The organism is Shimia sp. MIT1388 (assembly GCF_047124445.1).
Classification (GTDB): Bacteria; Pseudomonadota; Alphaproteobacteria; order Rhodobacterales; family Rhodobacteraceae; genus Shimia.
In genome coordinates this window covers 1,948,405-1,965,490 of record NZ_CP138921.1, presented here as the reverse complement: position 1 = coordinate 1,965,490, position 17,086 = coordinate 1,948,405, and the positions used below count along the sequence as shown (strand labels likewise).

15 protein-coding genes are annotated in these 17,086 nt (G+C 58.7%); 8 read left to right on the top strand and 7 right to left on the bottom strand.

Annotation, left to right across the window (positions count from 1 at the left end; translation table 11 throughout):
- Positions 1-8: 8 nt before the first annotated feature.
- Positions 9-395 (bottom strand): winged helix-turn-helix transcriptional regulator, encoded by a 387-nt coding sequence (locus SIB92_RS09675; protein ID WP_412555585.1) that lies wholly within the window; start codon positions 393-395, stop codon positions 9-11.
- A gap of 141 nt (positions 396-536) precedes the next feature.
- Between SIB92_RS09675 and SIB92_RS09670 the strand changes: the two genes are divergently transcribed.
- The 4 genes from SIB92_RS09670 (at position 537) to SIB92_RS09655 (ending at position 4,444) form a co-directional block, all read left to right on the top strand.
- Positions 537-1,172 carry an NAD(P)H-dependent oxidoreductase gene (locus SIB92_RS09670; RefSeq protein ID WP_412555584.1) on the top strand — a complete coding sequence of 212 codons (636 nt, stop codon included), beginning with the start codon at positions 537-539 and terminating at the stop codon, positions 1,170-1,172.
- A 134-nt stretch (positions 1,173-1,306) separates the two neighbouring features.
- The gene (locus SIB92_RS09665) at positions 1,307-1,567 is read left to right on the top strand and encodes a DUF6525 family protein (protein WP_412555583.1); all 261 of its coding nucleotides are present in this window, start codon (positions 1,307-1,309) and stop codon (positions 1,565-1,567) included.
- A 221-nt stretch (positions 1,568-1,788) separates the two neighbouring features.
- Positions 1,789-3,468 (top strand): 30S ribosomal protein S1, encoded by a 1,680-nt coding sequence (gene rpsA, locus SIB92_RS09660; protein WP_412555582.1) that lies wholly within the window; start codon positions 1,789-1,791, stop codon positions 3,466-3,468.
- Between the two features lie 142 nt (positions 3,469-3,610).
- Positions 3,611-4,444 carry a dienelactone hydrolase family protein gene (locus SIB92_RS09655; protein ID WP_412555581.1) on the top strand — a complete coding sequence of 278 codons (834 nt, stop codon included), beginning with the start codon at positions 3,611-3,613 and terminating at the stop codon, positions 4,442-4,444.
- A gap of 5 nt (positions 4,445-4,449) precedes the next feature.
- Here the strand turns inward: SIB92_RS09655 and SIB92_RS09650 are convergent, their stop codons facing one another.
- Positions 4,450-5,211, bottom strand: a complete 762-nt coding sequence (locus SIB92_RS09650) for an isocitrate lyase/PEP mutase family protein (protein WP_412555580.1) — start codon at positions 5,209-5,211, stop codon at positions 4,450-4,452.
- Positions 5,198-6,271, bottom strand: a complete 1,074-nt coding sequence (locus SIB92_RS09645) for a bifunctional transcriptional activator/DNA repair enzyme AdaA (protein ID WP_412555579.1) — start codon at positions 6,269-6,271, stop codon at positions 5,198-5,200. Before SIB92_RS09645 ends, SIB92_RS09650 begins: the two co-directional genes overlap by 14 nt.
- Positions 6,272-6,406: 135 nt before the next feature.
- Here SIB92_RS09645 and SIB92_RS09640 point away from each other — a divergent pair, with 135 nt between their 5' ends.
- The gene (locus SIB92_RS09640) at positions 6,407-7,156 is read left to right on the top strand and encodes a class I SAM-dependent methyltransferase (RefSeq protein WP_412555578.1); all 750 of its coding nucleotides are present in this window, start codon (positions 6,407-6,409) and stop codon (positions 7,154-7,156) included.
- Positions 7,157-7,202: 46 nt separating this feature from the next.
- On the opposite strand, the gene SIB92_RS09635 is transcribed toward SIB92_RS09640, so the two are convergent.
- The 3 genes from SIB92_RS09635 to SIB92_RS09625 all read right to left on the bottom strand — a co-directional run bounded on the left by SIB92_RS09635 (position 7,203) and on the right by SIB92_RS09625 (position 10,924).
- A complete protein-coding gene (locus tag SIB92_RS09635) occupies positions 7,203-8,114 on the bottom strand; it encodes an ABC transporter permease (protein WP_294118957.1) in 912 nt (303 codons plus the stop codon).
- Positions 8,107-9,114: an ABC transporter permease gene (locus tag SIB92_RS09630; protein ID WP_294118956.1), complete on the bottom strand. Its 1,008-nt coding sequence runs from the start codon at positions 9,112-9,114 to the stop codon at positions 8,107-8,109. The genes SIB92_RS09635 and SIB92_RS09630 overlap by 8 nt, the downstream gene beginning before the upstream one ends.
- A 109-nt stretch (positions 9,115-9,223) precedes the next feature.
- On the bottom strand, positions 9,224-10,924 hold the full coding sequence (locus SIB92_RS09625) for a peptide ABC transporter substrate-binding protein (RefSeq protein WP_412555577.1): 1,701 nt from the start codon (positions 10,922-10,924) through the stop codon (positions 9,224-9,226).
- 301 nt (positions 10,925-11,225) lie between these two features.
- Here SIB92_RS09625 and SIB92_RS09620 point away from each other — a divergent pair, with 301 nt between their 5' ends.
- From SIB92_RS09620 to SIB92_RS09610, 3 genes are all read left to right on the top strand, one after another.
- On the top strand, positions 11,226-13,046 hold the full coding sequence (locus tag SIB92_RS09620; RefSeq protein ID WP_412555576.1) for a dipeptide ABC transporter ATP-binding protein: 1,821 nt from the start codon (positions 11,226-11,228) through the stop codon (positions 13,044-13,046).
- A 4-nt stretch (positions 13,047-13,050) separates the two neighbouring features.
- Complete coding sequence (gene argE, locus SIB92_RS09615; RefSeq protein ID WP_412555575.1) at positions 13,051-14,214, top strand: acetylornithine deacetylase; 1,164 nt, start codon at positions 13,051-13,053, stop codon at positions 14,212-14,214.
- A 158-nt stretch (positions 14,215-14,372) separates the two neighbouring features.
- Positions 14,373-15,194, top strand: a complete 822-nt coding sequence (locus tag SIB92_RS09610) for an arginyltransferase (protein ID WP_412555574.1) — start codon at positions 14,373-14,375, stop codon at positions 15,192-15,194.
- Positions 15,195-15,828: 634 nt separating this feature from the next.
- Here the strand turns inward: SIB92_RS09610 and SIB92_RS09605 are convergent.
- Positions 15,829-16,863 carry an ABC transporter substrate-binding protein gene (locus tag SIB92_RS09605; protein WP_412555573.1) on the bottom strand — a complete coding sequence of 345 codons (1,035 nt, stop codon included), beginning with the start codon at positions 16,861-16,863 and terminating at the stop codon, positions 15,829-15,831.
- Positions 16,864-17,086: the final 223 nt, after the last annotated feature.

Genomic DNA, 17,086 nt, shown 5'->3' with positions numbered 1-17,086 from the left:
AGGCTTGATCAGGCGGACTTCTTTTCGTCCGCCTGCAGGTCAAATTCTGCGCGGGCTTCGTCGATATTGGGCAGGTTGTCCAAGGCCCATGTGCCAAGCGTCTTCACCGGCTCATAGAAAGAATAGCCAAGGTCGGTGAGCGCGTATTCCACTTTCGGTGGGATCGTTGGGTGGTAGGTGCGGTTGACCAGCCCGTCGCGTTCCAGCTCGCGCAGTTTCAAGGACAACATGCGCTGGGAGATGCCCAGATGGCGTTTGAGTTCATTGAACCGCAGCACTTTGTATTGTGCCAGTGACAGCACGATCAGGACCGACCAGCGGTCGCCAACGCGGCCCAGAACCTCGTTGATGCGCGAGCATTGCGGGCAGCCCTGGTGGGCTGACTTTTCAGACATGGCGGTTCCTCTCGTGTAACCGGGTCTCAAATATGTGCCTTCTTGTGGCGATTTCCAGTGCCACTTATATCGCGGGTATCGAAAGTATACCACCCTCGGTTCCGGTGTTTGGTACCGGCCCGCAAGAAGGATCATGTGAGAATGACAAGCCTGAAAGACCTGATGAATTGGCGCTATGCCACCAAGAAAATGGATCCGGCCAAAGCGGTTCCGGAAGAGAAGGTGGAGGCGATCTTGGAAGCGATCCGCATGGCGCCGACCTCCAGTGGCACGCAGCCGTTTGAGGTATTTGTGATCACCAATGACGAGATGCGGGAAAAGATCCGCAAGGTGGGCTGGGATCAGAGCCAGATCACCGAAGGCAGCCATCTTCTGGTATTTGCGGCCTGGGACAACTATTCGGCGGAGCGCATTGATGCGGTGCGCGCGCATATGGAAGAGCTGCGTGGCGCAAACGAAATGCTGTCGCAGTATTACGAGAACCTCAAAAACGTGTATCTGCCGCGCGATGAGACCGTGAACCATGACCACGCGGCGCGTCAGGCCTATATCGCGCTGGGCTTTGCCATGCTGGCAGCGGCGGAACTGGGCGTGGACACCTGCCCGATGGAAGGGTTTGATCCGGACGCAGTGGATGAGATCATGGGGCTGAAAGAGTTGGGCCTGAAATCCGTGACGCTGTTGCCGCTGGGCTACCGCCAGGAAGGCGCGGACTGGCTGCTACCCATGGCGAAGGTGCGCAAGTCGCGTGAGACACTGGTGAAAGAGATCAGCTAAGGTCCTCTGGACGAGATCAGTATTGGAAGGCGCCCCGAAATGGGGCGCCTTTTGTGTCTTTGTTGGGGTTGAAAACCGCTGCGACAGAAATGTAATAACATAACTAAATGAATCTGTCGGATATGAGCGGACCCATGGGACGGAATACCAAAAGCAATCTGCGTGGGCGACGCAGGCAGGGCAATGTCATGCAAGCTTATGACGCGTTGCCGCCAGAGCTGCGCCAGTGGCTGCACACGGCAGCGTTGCCTTGGAGCCCTGCCTCGGCGCGCGGGATATGGCGCAAAGCAGGGGGCGCGAAGGATCCCAAGGCTGCACTTGAGCGATTGGATGCCGTGGAGGAGGCGACGTTGCGCCGGGATGGTTTGATGCAGGGAATCGGCTTGCCGAACTAGGGGTTTAGGGCTATATCGCCCCTGTCTATAAGGCGCAAATGCCATAAAACAACGGGACGAGCAGGGTCGGAAACGCCGGCCCTCTTTGTTTTTTGTGTGTTTTTCCAGTTGTTTGGCGCGTCAAAGACCAAATCGATCTGCCAGAATGGCAGGCGCTAACCAAGACCGGCGGAGACAACCGCACGGCCAGAAAAAACGTTTGATAAAGGAAATGACGCCGCATGGCTAACGCAACCATGGAGGAATTCGAAGCCCTCCTTAACGAAAGCTTCGAAATGGACACACCGAACGAGGGTTCGGTTGTCAAAGGCAAAGTCATCGCAATTGAAGCGGGCCAAGCCATCATCGACGTAGGCTACAAAATGGAAGGCCGCGTTGAACTGAAAGAATTCGCAAACCCAGGTGAAGCTCCTGAAATCGCCGTTGGCGACGAAGTGGAAGTTTACCTGCGCGCGGCAGAAAACGCCCGTGGCGAAGCTGTTATCTCCCGTGAGATGGCGCGCCGCGAAGAAGCGTGGGATCGCCTCGAAAAAGCATACGCAGACGATGCACGCGTTGAAGGCGCGATCTTCGGCCGCGTTAAAGGTGGCTTCACCGTTGACCTCGGCGGCGCCGTGGCCTTCCTGCCAGGTTCCCAGGTTGACGTACGTCCAGTGCGTGACGCAGGCCCACTGATGGGTCTGAAGCAGCCGTTCCAGATCCTGAAGATGGACCGTCGTCGTGGCAACATCGTTGTCTCCCGTCGTGCGATCCTCGAAGAGTCCCGCGCCGAGCAGCGCGCAGAAGTCATCGGCAATCTGTCCGAAGGTCAGGCAGTCGACGGTGTGGTCAAGAACATCACCGAATACGGTGCATTTGTTGACCTCGGCGGCGTTGACGGCCTGCTGCACGTCACCGACATGGCATGGCGCCGTGTGAACCACCCATCTGAGATCCTGACCATCGGCGAGACCGTGAAGGTTCAGGTGATCAAGATCAACAAAGAAACCCACCGCATCAGCCTGGGCATGAAGCAGCTGCAGGAAGATCCATGGGATCTGGTTGCTGCGAAGTACCCACTGTCCTCCGTACACAAAGGCCGCGTGACCAACATCACCGATTACGGTGCCTTTGTTGAGCTGGAGCCAGGTGTTGAAGGTCTGGTTCACGTCTCCGAGATGTCCTGGACCAAGAAAAACGTACACCCAGGCAAGATCGTTTCCACCTCTCAGGAAGTGGACGTCATGGTGCTGGAAATCGACGGCTCCAAGCGTCGTGTTTCCCTTGGTCTCAAGCAGACCATGCGCAACCCATGGGAAGTTTTCGCGGAAACTCACCCAGAGGGCACCGAGGTCGAAGGCGAAGTCAAGAACATCACCGAATTCGGTCTGTTCATCGGCCTGCCAGGCGAGATCGACGGTATGGTTCACCTCTCCGACCTGTCTTGGGACGAGCGTGGCGAAGATGCGATCCAGAACTACCGCAAAGGCGACATGGTTTCGGCCGTTGTCTCCGAAGTGGACGTTGAAAAAGAGCGTATCTCCCTGTCCATTAAAGCACTCGGCGGCGACAAGTTCGCGGACGCAGTGGGCGGCGTGAAGCGCGGCTCCATCGTGACCGTAGAAGTGACCGCAATCGAAGACGGTGGCATCGAAGTGGAATACGAAGGCATGAAGTCCTTCATCCGCCGCTCCGACCTGTCCCGCGACCGTGCAGAGCAGCGCCCAGAGCGTTTCTCCACCGGCGACAAGATCGACGTGCGCGTCACCAACATCGACAGCAAGACCCGTCGTCTGGGTCTGTCGATCAAGGCACGCGAGATCGCAGAAGAGAAAGAAGCCGTGGAACAGTACGGTTCTTCCGACTCCGGTGCATCCCTCGGCGATATCCTTGGCGCAGCGCTGAAGTCCGGCGACGAGTAAGATCCCTCGATCTTTCGTTTAAGAATTGGAGAACCCCGCCAGAGATGGCGGGGTTTTCTTTTGCGCGCCTGTGTTGCGCCCAAGGAATGCCGCAAAGCTTTGTGACGCTAAGCTCACGCAACAACATCAGGTGAGGTGCGACGTGGTACGGGTGATTGTTTTGTTTCTGGCTGTGGTGGGCTGCGCCGGTGCCGGGCTGTTTGTCTGGACCGCGCAAGATACCAAGTCCCGCAATGCCGCGGCCATGATGCCCGTGGCAACAGAGACGCCGGTGCCTGCCACCTTTGTGATGGAAAGCGCCACGCAGTTCCATGTGCGACACCTGAAAGAGTTCCACTACGAACCGTCCGAGCGGATCACAGAGATCGTGCCGTCAGATAGCACGCTGGACGGGATCACGCCGGTGACCTGGCATTATGTCGGGCCGCAGGTGGCGCGGCCTGTGCCGCTGGTGGTGTTGTTTCACGGGCGGGATCGAAGCGGTCTGTCGATGGTCGAGATGTGGTATGAGACCGCGCGTGACAACGGCTTTGCGCTGCTTGCGCCGACCTCGCCAAGCGGGAACTGGCCGTATGAGGCGCCTTCCCCCTATGTTCTGGAGAAGATGATCGACCAGTTGCACGAGAAACACCAGATTGATCGGGAGCAGGTCTATCTCTTTGGTCATTCGGCGGGGGCGGTCTATGCCCATGCCTTGATCAACAAAACCAAAGGTCCCTGGCGTGCAGCAGCTCTGCATGGGGGCTTTTTGCCGGCCAGTCACCAGATTGCGCCGCAGGAGCCCAAACCCTATCGAGCCTATGTCGGACAGCATGAGAGCGCGTTTGAGATGGACGACATTCGTGCTACCGGCGAAGAGATGGCGCAGCGGGGTGTGGCCAATGATCTGATCATCATCCCACAACACACTCACTGGTTTTATGACATCGGCGACCAGATTGCCGCCGACAGCTGGGCTTGGTTCAGCGGGCTCTGATACCCTTAGCGATAGAGGCGCTCTGCCTGCTGTGTCAGAGCCTTCATGGCGGCGCGGTAGGGGGCAGGGCCAAAGCTGATGCGGGCCACGCCTGTTGACGCCAACGGGGCCACGTCGGCGGTGACATCCAGGCACATGGCGTTCACCGGCAAGGAGACAGCTGCACAGATGGCGCGGATCATTTCTGGATCAGACAGGCCGGGGATGAAGAAGCCGCTGGCACCGGCCTCGGCATAGGCTTTGCCACGGGAGATGGCAGCGTCGACGTGTAGCTCGTGATCCTCTGGATTGGACTGCAAAAACAGATCGGTGCGGGCGTTGATGTAGAGCGGCACGTCATGGGTGTCAGCTTCAGCACGAATAGCGGCGATGCGCGCGGTTTGTGTGTCGATGTCGTGCAGCCCTTCACCTTGCACCACGCGGTCCTCAAAGTTGATGCCAATGATGCCTGCGGCCAGTACGGCGGCGATGTTCTTGCGCAGCGCATCGGTATCAACGGCGTAGCCGCCCTCAAAGTCGAGTGAGACCGGCACGTCGGAGGTTGCGGTGATGCGGCTGGCGATGTGCAGGAGGGTGTCCAGCGGCAGGGCTTCACCATCCGCATAGCCTTGGGCGGCGGCCACCGACCAACTGCCGGTGGCCAGCGCAGGGGCGCCGCCTTTGGCAATAGCTGTGCCGCTGCCAGCGTCCCAGCAGTTGTAGAGCACAAGGGGCGTGCCGGGTTGGTGCAGCGCAGCAAAGGCGCGGGCGCGATCAGCTTGGGTCATGGGCGTGTCCTTTTTGGTATTGGCGTTCGATTTCGATGAGTTTCTGTTTGCGCCACAGGCCGCCGCCGTAGCCGGTGAGCGCACCGTCTGCGCCAAGCACACGGTGGCAGGGCACCAGCAGGGCAATCTGGTTGGCGCCGTTCGCGCGGGCCACAGCGCGGGTGGCCGAGGGGCGGCCAATGGTTCTGGCAAGTTCCGAATATGTGCGGGTTTCCCCGGCCGGGATGTCACAGAGAGCGTGCCAGACTTCTTTGGTGAAGGCCGATCCGTGGAAGGCGAGGGGTGTCTCAAAGCTTGCATTATGACCTGCGAAGAAGGCGGTTAGTTCCGCCTCGACCTGATCGGAGGGAGCGTAGCGGCCGAGGCCAAGGTCGCCTTTGGCAAACGCGCGCAGGCGGGACAGTTCGCGGGGCAGGGCTTTGCGTTCGACAAACTCCAGCAGATGCAGATGCGATGCGCTGGAGACGGCGATCAGATCTCCGAGTGGCGAGGTGATCCAATCCGCGCGCAGCAAACCGCCCTTACGCAGATCAGCCGGGGCGCAGCCCAAGAGGCGGGCAAAGGCCGCACGGAAGGCGGAGGGGCTGTCAAAGCTGGCACTGTGTTGCGCGTCGATGACCTTGTCGCCCTGGCTGAGGACTTCGAACCCCTCGCGCAGGCGGCGTTGGCGGGCCATTTCCAAAAAGGTCATGCCAAACTGCCGTTTGAACGACCGGCGCACGGTGGAAAGGTCAAAACCCATTTGGGCGATGTGGCGCTCGGACCAGCGGATGTCAGGGCGCTCGTCCAGCGCGGCCAGAAGTGCGGCGATCGCGGGGTCCGCTTCGGCGGCGGGAGCCATAGGGTGACAGCGCTTGCAGGCGCGGTAGCCGGCTTCAATGCATTCGCCGATAGAGGCGAAGAAGGAGCAGTTTTCTGATTTGGGTTTGCGGGCAGGGCAGGTCAGGCGGCAGAAGACACCCGTGGAGGAAACGCAGACATAAGCGCGTCCGTCATATGCTGGGTCGCGCGCGAGCAGGGCTTTGTAGAGTGCGTCGTGGTTGGGCAAATCAAACATCATAACGGCACCCTAGCAGCGACAAACAGCGCTGCAGCCGAAAATCGGGCGTGTATTTCAGAAAGCTGGTCAGGAATGCGTGACTGGAAGTTGACCTTAGGGCAGGCTTAAGCTCAGGCGACATGTGTGAGGGTAGTGATGGCAGAGAACAGTTTGTATTCAGATCCGGCCTTGATAGCGGTCTATGACGCGCTCAACGCGGGGCGGGAGGACTATGATTTCTACCTGTCGCAGCTGCCCAACGTGCCGCAGCGGGTTTTGGACATTGGCTGTGGCACAGGACGGTTTGCATTGGAGTTGGCCGCAAGGGGTCATGATGTCTGTGCCGTTGATCCGGCCCCTGGGATGGTGGCATTTGCACGGGAAAAACCCGGTGCGGACTTGATCGAATGGTACGTGGGGCGGTGCTGTGTCGTGCCCAAGTCTCGACCGTTTGATTTCATCTTTATGACCGGGCACGCGTTTCAGTGTCTGTTGAGCGATCAGGACATTTCGCGGCTTTATGCGGAGGTCGTCGCACGGCTTGCGCCGGACGGGGTGTTTTTTGCCGAGAGCCGCAATCCGGCTGTGAAGGCCTGGGAGCGGTGGTGCCCGGAGAACGCGGGGCCGCCGGTGGCCTTTACAGAGAGGCGCTCTGTGCAGGTTACCCATGAGGTGACATCGGTGCGGGACGGGCAGGTTCGGTTTGTGGAGACCTATCGGTTTGACCCAGAGGGCACGGAGCAGCGCTCGGAGAGTTGTTTGCGGTTTTGTTCCAAGGACCAGCTGGAGGCACTGGCGCAGCAGGCCGGGCTGGGTGTTCGGCATCTGAGTGGCGACTGGGATGGGCAGGCCTTCGACGAGGCCAGTAGCCCTGAGATTATCCTAGGATTGCAGTTCCAGAACTAAAAAGGCCCGCCGGAGAGGGCGGGCCTTTGTGTCTTTGTGGGGTGTCTTACCGTCCGCGGATGCGGGGGTCGAGCGCGTCACGCAGACCATCGCCGAGGTAGTTCACCGACAGCACGGTCAGAGAGATCGCCAGACCGGGCCAGAACACACGCTCTGGGTAGTCTTGCAGGTACTGCACCGCGTCATTCAGCAGGCGGCCCCAGGTTGGGAAGTCTGGCGGGAAGCCAAGGCCTAGGAAGGACAGCGCCGATTCCGTGATGATCGCGTTGGCGATCCCCAGGGTTGCCGACACCATGATGGGCGACAGCACGTTGGGCAGGATGTGACGTGTGATCATGTTTTTGTTGGAGGTCCCGATGGACCGGGCTGCCAGCACAAACTCACGCTCTTTCAGCGCCAGCACATCGCCACGTACGATCCGCGCGGTGGGCATCCAGGAGGTGATGCCGATAGCGATCACGATCAGGATGAAGATGCCACGCTCTGGACCCACGGCCGCGGACAGCGGTTCGCGGAAGAGCATCATCATCACCAGCAGCAGCGGCAGGATCGGCAGTGCCAGGAACAGGTCGGTCAGGCGCATCAGCGGGCCGTCGAGTTTCTTGAAGAACCCGGCGATGATGCCGACAAAGCTGCCCAGACCCAGCGCCAGAAGCATGGCGGTCAGGCCCACTGCGATGGAGGTCTGGCCCCCGGCCATCATCCGCGCCAGCAAGTCACGGCCCAGTTGGTCGGTGCCAAATGGGTGCGCCAGGCTTGGACCTTGGTTGCGCGAGCGGATGTCGATGTAGGTGGCGTCATAGGGCCACAGCAGTGGACCGATGAAGACCCCGAAGACAATGACCAGGAAGACGATGCCACCGAGCAAAGCGCCTTTGTGCGCTTTGAACTGGTGCCACACATCGTACCACTGGCTGCGTGGTGGGGTGGATGGCTCGGTGTTGGTGGTATCAGTCATAGCGGATCCTCGGATCAAGAATGCCGTAGAGCACGTCTGCGATTAGGTTGAAGAAGACGATCAGGAAGGCGAACATAAAGGTCAGCGTCTGCACGGTGGGCAGGTCATTGGCCTGAATGGCCCCGATCAGCTGGGCACCGATGCCGTTCACGGAGAACACCTGCTCGGTGATGATCGCGCCGCCAAAGATGGCCGGCAGACCCAGAGCAATCACGGTGACAACCGGGATCATCGAGTTACGCAGGACGTGTACCATCACAACCACGCGCTCGCTCAGGCCCTTGGCGCGCGCGGTGCGCACGTAGTCCTGGTTGAGGTTGTCCAACATGGAAGCCCGCATGTAGCGGCTGATCTGGGCGGTGGTTTGCAAGGCAAGCACCATCACCGGCATGATCATCTGACGCAGCTGATACACAAAGCTGTCCCAATCCACGACCTCATGGGTGGTGTCGTAGATGAAGGGGAACCAGCCGAGGTTCACCGAGAAGATCACAATCACCAGCGGGCCGGTAAAGAACGGCGGAATGGAGTAGCCGATCATGGTGATGAAGGTGCCGGCCTGATCGAAGATCGAATACTGCTTGTAAGCAGAGTAGATGCCGATGGGCAGGGCGATCAGGATGCCAACGATGTAGGACATGCCCACAACCCACAGGGTCTGTGGCAGGCGCTCTACAACCACGTCCATCACTGGACCGCGGTGCTGCCAGCTGATGATGCGCAGCTTACCTTCGGAGAAGGTGGTGCCAAACATGTGGTCAAACAGCACCTGGGGTTCCACCCAGAAAAACTGGACCAGCCATTTGTAGAATCTGATGTAGCCAGGTTCGCCAAGGCCAAGGGCCAAGCGCATTTTTTCTTTGACCTCTGGCGGAACGGTCAAGGGAACTTGTGCCATCGGGTCGCCGGGCGCGAGCTCGAGCAGGAGGAAGATGACAAGTGAGATAAAGAGCAACGTCGGGATCGCAAGGATCAGACGGCGTATGGTGAAGGTCAGCATGGAAGCGCCTTTGTGCGTCGTTTTTGTTGTTTAGCCCCGCGCAGCGACCTGACTGGGCGGGGCTTAATAGAGTTGGGGCGAGCTTTGAAGCTCGCCCCGCGTCGGTGAATTACTTCACACGATGCCAGTCTGCAACATTCCACAGCTCGGAGTCCCAAACGTTCAGGACAACGCCGCCCAGAGTGTTGGAGTGTGCCGAGACGCGGCCACGGTGCACGAGAGGCACGATGGTGTAGCTGTCTTTGGTCAGCATGTTGTTCATCTTCTTGGCAATTTCGCCACGCTTCTCGATGTCACCGGTGCGTGCCAGTTCGTCGATCAGAGCGTCGTATGCCGGATCACAGAAGCGGTTGATGTTCTCACCCTGCCACTGGGAAGATGGCTTTGGCTCGCCGCCACAACGGTACGCTGCGAGGTACTGCTGAGGGTCGGTGCCGTTGAAGGTGTTCGCATACATTTCTACGTCTGCGTAGAACTTCTGGAAGGTGTCAGGGGAGCCTGGGTCACCGCCGAAGAATACGGATGCGGACAGGTTACGCAGTTCGGTTTCAACACCGATCTCGCTCCACCACTGTTTGATCAGAGCTTGGAAGTCCTGACGTACAGCGTTTGTGGAGGTCTGGTACAGGATGGACAGCTTTACGCCGTCTTTGGCGCGGATGCCGTCAGCACCTTTAACCCAGCCAGCTTCGTCCAGCAGCGCGTTCGCGCCAGCGATGTCCTGAGTGGCACAGTAGTCGTTGCCAGCTGCGTAGTTCGCAGGCACAGGCACCAGATCACAGGTCACTTTACCTGCTTTACCGTAACCGATTTCAACCAGCAGTTCGCGGTCGATTGCCATGGACAGCGCTTTACGCACGTTCATGTCGGACAGGAATGGGTGTGGGTGAGCAACAGTCGCACGCTCGCCTTCCGGCAGGTCGGAGGACGGGTTGGTCATGTTCATTTCAAGGCGCTCAACCAGCGGACCGAAGCCTGCGATCGCTTTACCTTTGCCGCCTTCTTCCATCTTCGCGATGACGTCTGGTGCCAGCTGCAGGTTCCAAGCGTAGTCAAACTCGCCGGTTTCCAGAACCGCACGGCCTGCACCGGTTGCGTCTCCGCCACCTTTGAAGGTCACGGTTGCGAACGCTGGTTTCGCTGGATCACGGTAGTTCGGGTTGGCTTCGTACTGGATCACGTCGTTGGTTTTGAAGTCGGTTACAACGAACGGGCCGGTGCCGATTGGTCCAAAGTTCTCAGCAGTACACTCAGGCGCTTTGGCGCCGAGGCAGTTCTCGAACTGAGCTTTCTGGATGATTGGCGACTGACCGCCAACAAATGGGCCATATGGGTTTGGCTTTGGCTGGTTGAAGGTCACTTTGACGGTTTTGTCGTCCAGTGCTTCGATGTTTTCCACGCCGTCAAAGAAAGCTGCCTGTGCGCAGCCGCCTTCTGGGTGCATGCAGTATTCACCGGTGAATACAACGTCAGCGGAGGTCACTGCGGAACCATCGGACCAAACCATGCCGTCAGCGATGGTCCAGGTGATGGTGGTCAGGTCCTCAGAAACGCCGCCGTTTGCCACGGTTGGGATCTCTGCTGCCAGGTAAGGAACCATTTTGCCGGTTTCGTCGTAACGTGCCAGCGGTTCCAGGGTGAGGGAGGCGGATTCAACGTCCTTGGTACCGGAAGACAGGTACGGGTTCAGGATGGATGGCGCCTGCCAATAAATAATGTTCACGTGGCCGTCCGAACCGCGCTCTGCCATGGCTGCTGGGGCCATCACAAATGCTGCTGCGGCGCCAAGCATCAAAGTCTTTGCTTTCATGTCTCACTCCATGTTGGTGCACGCAGGCCGCGTGCCTTATGGGCAGATTGGCTCCACCCGGTTTTTGATTGTCTAGGAAGGGCGCAAATGAACCCATTTGCGGTTTCACAAAGTGAAAAAGTCGTACTCCCCTCAGACTGCAGGCATCACAGACCAGTGAGGGTAAAATTGCAAGAGGCCAAATTGAATAAATGTTCATTCAGGGCCTGAATCTGGTCTGTCTTGGTTTGACCATTGCATTTATGGGCGGTAGCTTCGCCGCGAGGGACAACAAAAACAAAAGTTAAGGGGAGTCACCTTCATGTTGGACAACGCCATTGCGTCGATCGAGAATCTGCGAGTCGAGTTCCAGACCAAGGACGGGCCCGTGGTGGGCGTGGAGGATGTCTCCTTCAAGGTGAACCCTGGCGAAACCGTTTGTATCGTTGGAGAATCCGGCTCCGGTAAATCGGTGTCCTCGCTGTCTCTGATGCGTCTGGTGGAGTTTGGCGGCGGTGATATTGCCGGTGGCAAACTGCTGTTTGATCGCAAAGACGCGGATGATGTGGACCTGTCCAAGGCGGATCAGGACCTGATGCGGACGATTCGCGGCAATGAGATCGGCATGATCTTCCAGGAGCCGATGACCGCGCTGAACCCGGTGTTCACCGTGGGGCGTCAGCTGACCGAAGGCCTGCGCCTGCACAAAAAACTGTCAAAAACGGACGCGGAAGCGCGTGCGCTGGAGCTGCTGCGTCAGGTGCGTATCCCTGAGCCCGAGCGTCGTCTGAAACAATATCCGCACGAGCTGTCCGGCGGTATGCGCCAACGTGTTGTGATCGCGATGGCTATGGCCTGTGAGCCGCGCTTGCTGATCGCGGACGAGCCGACCACCGCGCTCGACGTGACCATTCAGGCAGAAATCCTCGCGCTGATGGATCGTCTGAAACGTGAAACCGGCACCGCAGTGATGTTCATCACCCACGATATGGCGGTTGTGGCACAAATGGCTGACCGCGTGGTGGTGATGTTCCGTGGCAATAAGGTGGAAGAGGGCACCGTCGAAGAAATCTTCGAGAACCCAACCCATGATTACACCAAGGCCCTGCTGGCCGCCGTGCCAAAGCTGGGCGAGATGCGTGGCACCGATGTGCCATCGCCAATGAAGCTGTTTGGCGACAATACCCATAACACCGATCCGATCCCGGGCACCGATGAGGTGATCCTGGAGGTGAAGAACCTCGTGACCCGTTTCCCGGTGAAGGGCGGCCTGATGCGTCGCACCGTCGCCAACGTGCACGCGGTTGAGGATGTGTCCTTTACCGTGAACAAGGGCCAGACCCTGTCTCTGGTGGGTGAATCCGGGTGTGGTAAGTCGACTGCCGGCCGCTCGCTGTTGCGTTTGGTTGAGCCAACCAGTGGGCATGTGACCTTTGATGGTCAGGACGTGATTGGCTTGGACCACAAGCAAATGCACGCGGCGCGTCAGCAGATGCAGATGATCTTCCAGGACCCGTTTGCCTCGCTGAACCCGCAGATGATGTTGCAGGATCAGGTGTCTGAGCCGATGCGCAACTACGGCACCCATTCTGGGGCAGAGCTGCAAAAGCGTGTTGAGATGCTGTTTGACCGGGTGGAACTGCCGCGCAGCTTCATGCGTCGTTACCCGCACGAGATGTCCGGTGGTCAGCGTCAGCGGATCGCGATTGCCCGCGCCTTGGCTTTGAACCCAAAACTGATTGTTGCGGATGAAGCGGTGTCGGCGCTGGACGTATCGGTGCAAGCGCAGGTTCTGAACCTGATGATGGAGCTGCAGGCAGAGATGGGCATTTCTTATGTGTTTATCAGCCACGATATGGCAGTTGTGGAGCGTGTGAGCCACCATGTGGGGGTGATGTACCTGGGCCGGATTGTGGAGATTGGTCCACGTCGCGCAGTGTTTGAGAACCCGCAACACCCCTACACGCAGGCGTTGATGAAAGCGGTTCCGATTGCCGATCCACGTCAGCGCAAGTCGGAGAAAGACCTGAACTTCAAGCCGATCCCGTCGCCAATCCACCCTGTGGGCTACGAGGCGGCACCGTCGGAGTACAAAGAAGTGGCACCAGGCCACAAGGTTCTGATCACCGACAGCGGGTACTAAGCCCATGGCGGAGCGTCTGAGCCCGCGGGCCATTTTGGACAAGCTGGTGTCGTTTCCGACTGTGTCGAGCGACACCAATCTGCCGCTGATCGAATGGGTGCAGGAGTACTTGGCCTCCCACGGCATTGTGGCACATCAGCACCCCCATGAGACCGATCCGGCGAAGGCAGGTCTGTTTGCGCATGTTGGTCCGGAGGTTGAGGGCGCGATTGTGCTTTCCGGCCACACAGATGTGGTGCCTGTTGAAGGTCAGCCGTGGTCAACCGATCCGTTCGAGGTGGTTGAGAAAGACGGCAAGCTCTTCGGGCGCGGCACCTGTGACATGAAGGGCTTTGACGCGCTGGCGGTCTGGGCCATTGTTGAGGGCCACTACAGTGACCTCAAGCGTCCGCTGCATTTGGCTTTGTCTTACGATGAGGAAATTGGCTGCACCGGCGCGGCGCCTTTGATTGAGAGCATCAATAAGTACTTCCCCAAAGGCTCAGCCACTATCGTGGGCGAACCATCGATGATGGGGGCGGTGACCGGCCACAAGGGCGGTCAGGGCTTCAACGTGCATGTGCGCGGCTTTGAGGTGCACAGCTCGCTGATGCACACCGGTGTGAATGCGATTATGTATGGCGCCAAGCTGATCGAATGGGCCAACGAGATGAACGCGGAAAACCGCGCCAAAGAGCCGGGGCCGGTGGCCGCGACGTTTGAGCCGCCGTGGACCACGGTGCATGTCGGCGTGATTGAGGGCGGCACCGCCCACAACATCACCGCGTTGGATTGCCGCTTTGGTCTCGATTTCCGAATTGTGCCGGATGAGAACCGCGACGACTGGATTGCGCGCTTCAAAGCTAAAGTGGCTGAGGTTGAGGCGGAGATGCAGGCCGTTGTGCCGGAGAGCCATATTGCGCTGGATCAGAAGTTCTACGTGCCGGGGCTGTTGCCGGAAGAGGCGGGCGAGGCGGAGGCCTTGGTGCGCCAACTGACTGGGGACAACGCGTCGCGCGTGGTCAGCTACGGCACCGAGGGCGGGCATTTCCAGGATGCGGGCTACTCGACGGTGATCTGTGGGCCGGGCGATATTGCTCAAGCGCACCAGCCGGATGAGTTCCTGTCGGTGGCGCAGTTTGAGGCTGGCCAGGGCTTTATGAACAAGCTGATTGCCGCCTGTTCCTGAGATCTTACCAAAGGGTCACGAAATTAACCGAAATGAACGGTTAATGCCTGTCAAATTTTAACCATGGCTCCAGAAACCCGCCGATTACCCCATTCGGGGGGCTTGGCGGGTTAATAACCTGTTGATAACGTCGAGGCGATCTCAGGTGTTGGAGTGCCATGCGTCATAGTCTTCCGATAGTCCCGCAGTTTTATGTGACCGCGCCGCAGCCGTGCCCGTATCTGGACGGGCGGATGGAGCGCAAACTGTTCACGGCACTGCAAGGGGACAACGCGACGGCCTTAAATGACGCGCTGTCACAGCAAGGCTTCCGCCGCTCGCAAAACGTGCTCTATCGGCCGTCTTGCACGGACTGTAACGCCTGCATGTCTGCCCGAATTGACGTGTCCAAATTTACTGCCACCAAAAGCCAACGCCGGGCCGCACGCCGCAACGCGTATCTGCAGCGCCGGGCGACCTCGCCATGGGCCACCGAAGAACAGTTTGACCTGTTCCGCCGCTATCTGGACAGCCGTCACGCAGACGGCGGTATGGCGGATATGGATGTGTTCGAGTTTGCCGCAATGATTGAGGAAACCCCGATCCGAAGCCGTGTGGTGGAGTATTCCGATCAGGACAGCGGCCAGCTGACAGGCGTGTGTTTGACCGACGTGCTCGAAGACGGCGTGAGCATGGTGTATTCATTTTACGACCCGGAAATGAGCCGCACCTCATTGGGTACGTTCCTGATCCTGGACCATATCGAAATCGCCCGAGAGGCCGGGTTGCCCTACGTCTATTTGGGCTACTGGGTGCCAGGCAGCCAGAAGATGGGCTACAAAGCCAAGTTCTCTGGCCTTGAGGTGTTTGTTGGCGGCAAATGGCAAGAGATGCGCAATCCCGAGGACTTCTCGGAAGACCACCACCCGCTGTCCTCCCCGCCGATTGCCGAGCAGGTGGCGAATATCTCCTTGCCGGACGTGCGTGGCCGCAAGGTCTAAACTTCCGTACGGTGCTTTCTGAGCGCGCCTTGGCCATAGTGTTGACAAAGACCTCTCCTAGAACCTCGAAAGATGTTGGTCCCGAGATTTAGGCTTATGAATTTCTTTGTTTGGTTTACGGTTGCGGCAATTGGCTTCTCCGGAAACGCCTTTGCGGAGAGGGTGGTGTTGAAGTCGGGTGCGAGGGGAGACCTCCAAACATCAATTTGGACTGCCCCTGCTAAGTTTGGTGGGGCAGATGAAGGCAACTTGATCCAGCTCACAGTTGACCTGGACCAGAAAAGAAGCCCTCATATCCGGCAAGATGCGCAGTCCCTGTGCCACGTCTATGGTCAGCGTGAGTACGAGCGGTTGCAAGGGACAAGTGGCTTTCGGCGTGCTGCAAACGGGCTGTTAGATTTGGACGCCGCGCTGGTTGCTGTCAGGGTGTCTTTTGCATTTGGAAACGGCGACGGTCTGAGCAGGTCAGTCAACCGAGATTTCGATATGCGTGGGATTGTGAAGTGTCGGCCCGTTGGGCAAGATTGAACTTCTAACCTAAAATGGCCCTCAGGGTCCTGTTGTTGAGAAAAACGCGGCAATCGAAGTTGCCGCGTTCTCTTATGTTTGAGGTCTTCTGCAAAGGTGAGGCGGCTTAGTTGGTGGCGCTCATGCCCATGGCGCGTTTGGACATCAGCTCAATCGCGTTGCCCGCCGCGCGGGTGTAGGGCGGCCAGAACATGCTCTCTTCAAAGAAGTCCGGGTTGGCCTCGATCAGCGGGTTTGTATCGACCAGACCGGAGGAGGCGACCATGCCAAGGCCTTCCACCACGCGGGTCTGAACCTCTTTGCCGATGAAGTAGTTGGCAAAGATCTCCGCCGCCTCCAGCTTGTCGCCTTCCAGATGTTTGGCAAAGTTGATGGTGTCGAGCCAGACGGTGTTGCCTTCTTCAAATGGCACCAGACCCCAGTTGCCGCCCTCTGCGATGGCCGCAGATGCGCCCACGCCATAAGAGGCCACCAGATCGTATTCGCCGGTGAAGGGCGGGGAGGCGCTCCAGAAGTGGCCAACCTGCCCGTAGAGCGCATTCACGGTCTGTTGCAGATCGCTGTCCGGGGCGGCGAGGGCGCCTAAGGCGGCACGGTCGCCGGAGACGTCGTTCACCTCAAAGGCGGAGCGCCCAAGCGCCAGCAGCGCCAGAGACACGTTTGGATGCACCTGCCCATCGGTCAGCGAAAGGCGGCCCTTCCACTCCGGTTCCAGCATGGCTTTCACAGAGGTAGGCATGTCCTGTACCGTGTCGAGGTTGGCCCAGATGCCATAGGCACCGCCACCCCATGGAATATAGAGGTGCTGATCGCCTTTCATGCCCATCGGGATGTCGGTCAGCGCCTTGGACAGATGCTGGTAGTTTTCCAGACGAGGAGAGGTCACGTTGATTGGCTGCAGCATGTTGGCAGAGGGGCTGCCTTCCATGTTGATGTAGTTCAGCGTCAGGAAAGACACATCCACATCGCCAGAACGCAACATATCAAACATCTGCTGCGGGCCTTCGGCCACGGTCTCCAGCAGGTTGACCTCTACGTCGTAGCCTTGCTCTTTCAGCAGCGCGTTCACCGCCGTAATCTCGGCTTCGGTGACGTAGCCGTCCCATGTGAAAATATTGAGCTGTTCGGTTGCATGCGCCATGCTTGCGCTTGCCGCCAAAATACATCCCATCAAAGCGTGTTTCATCTAGGCACCCCAGTTGTTGAAATCAGTGTTTGCGCGACCGGGCAAATGCGCCCCGATCAGCTTGAGGGCACGATTGCGCGCGAACCCCTAACAACCTGTGAATGTGTACCTTTTGGGTTGTGTCTTTTCCGGGGGAATGTCGTGCGAAGTTGAAAGGCACTTGATTTCAATTGTGTGC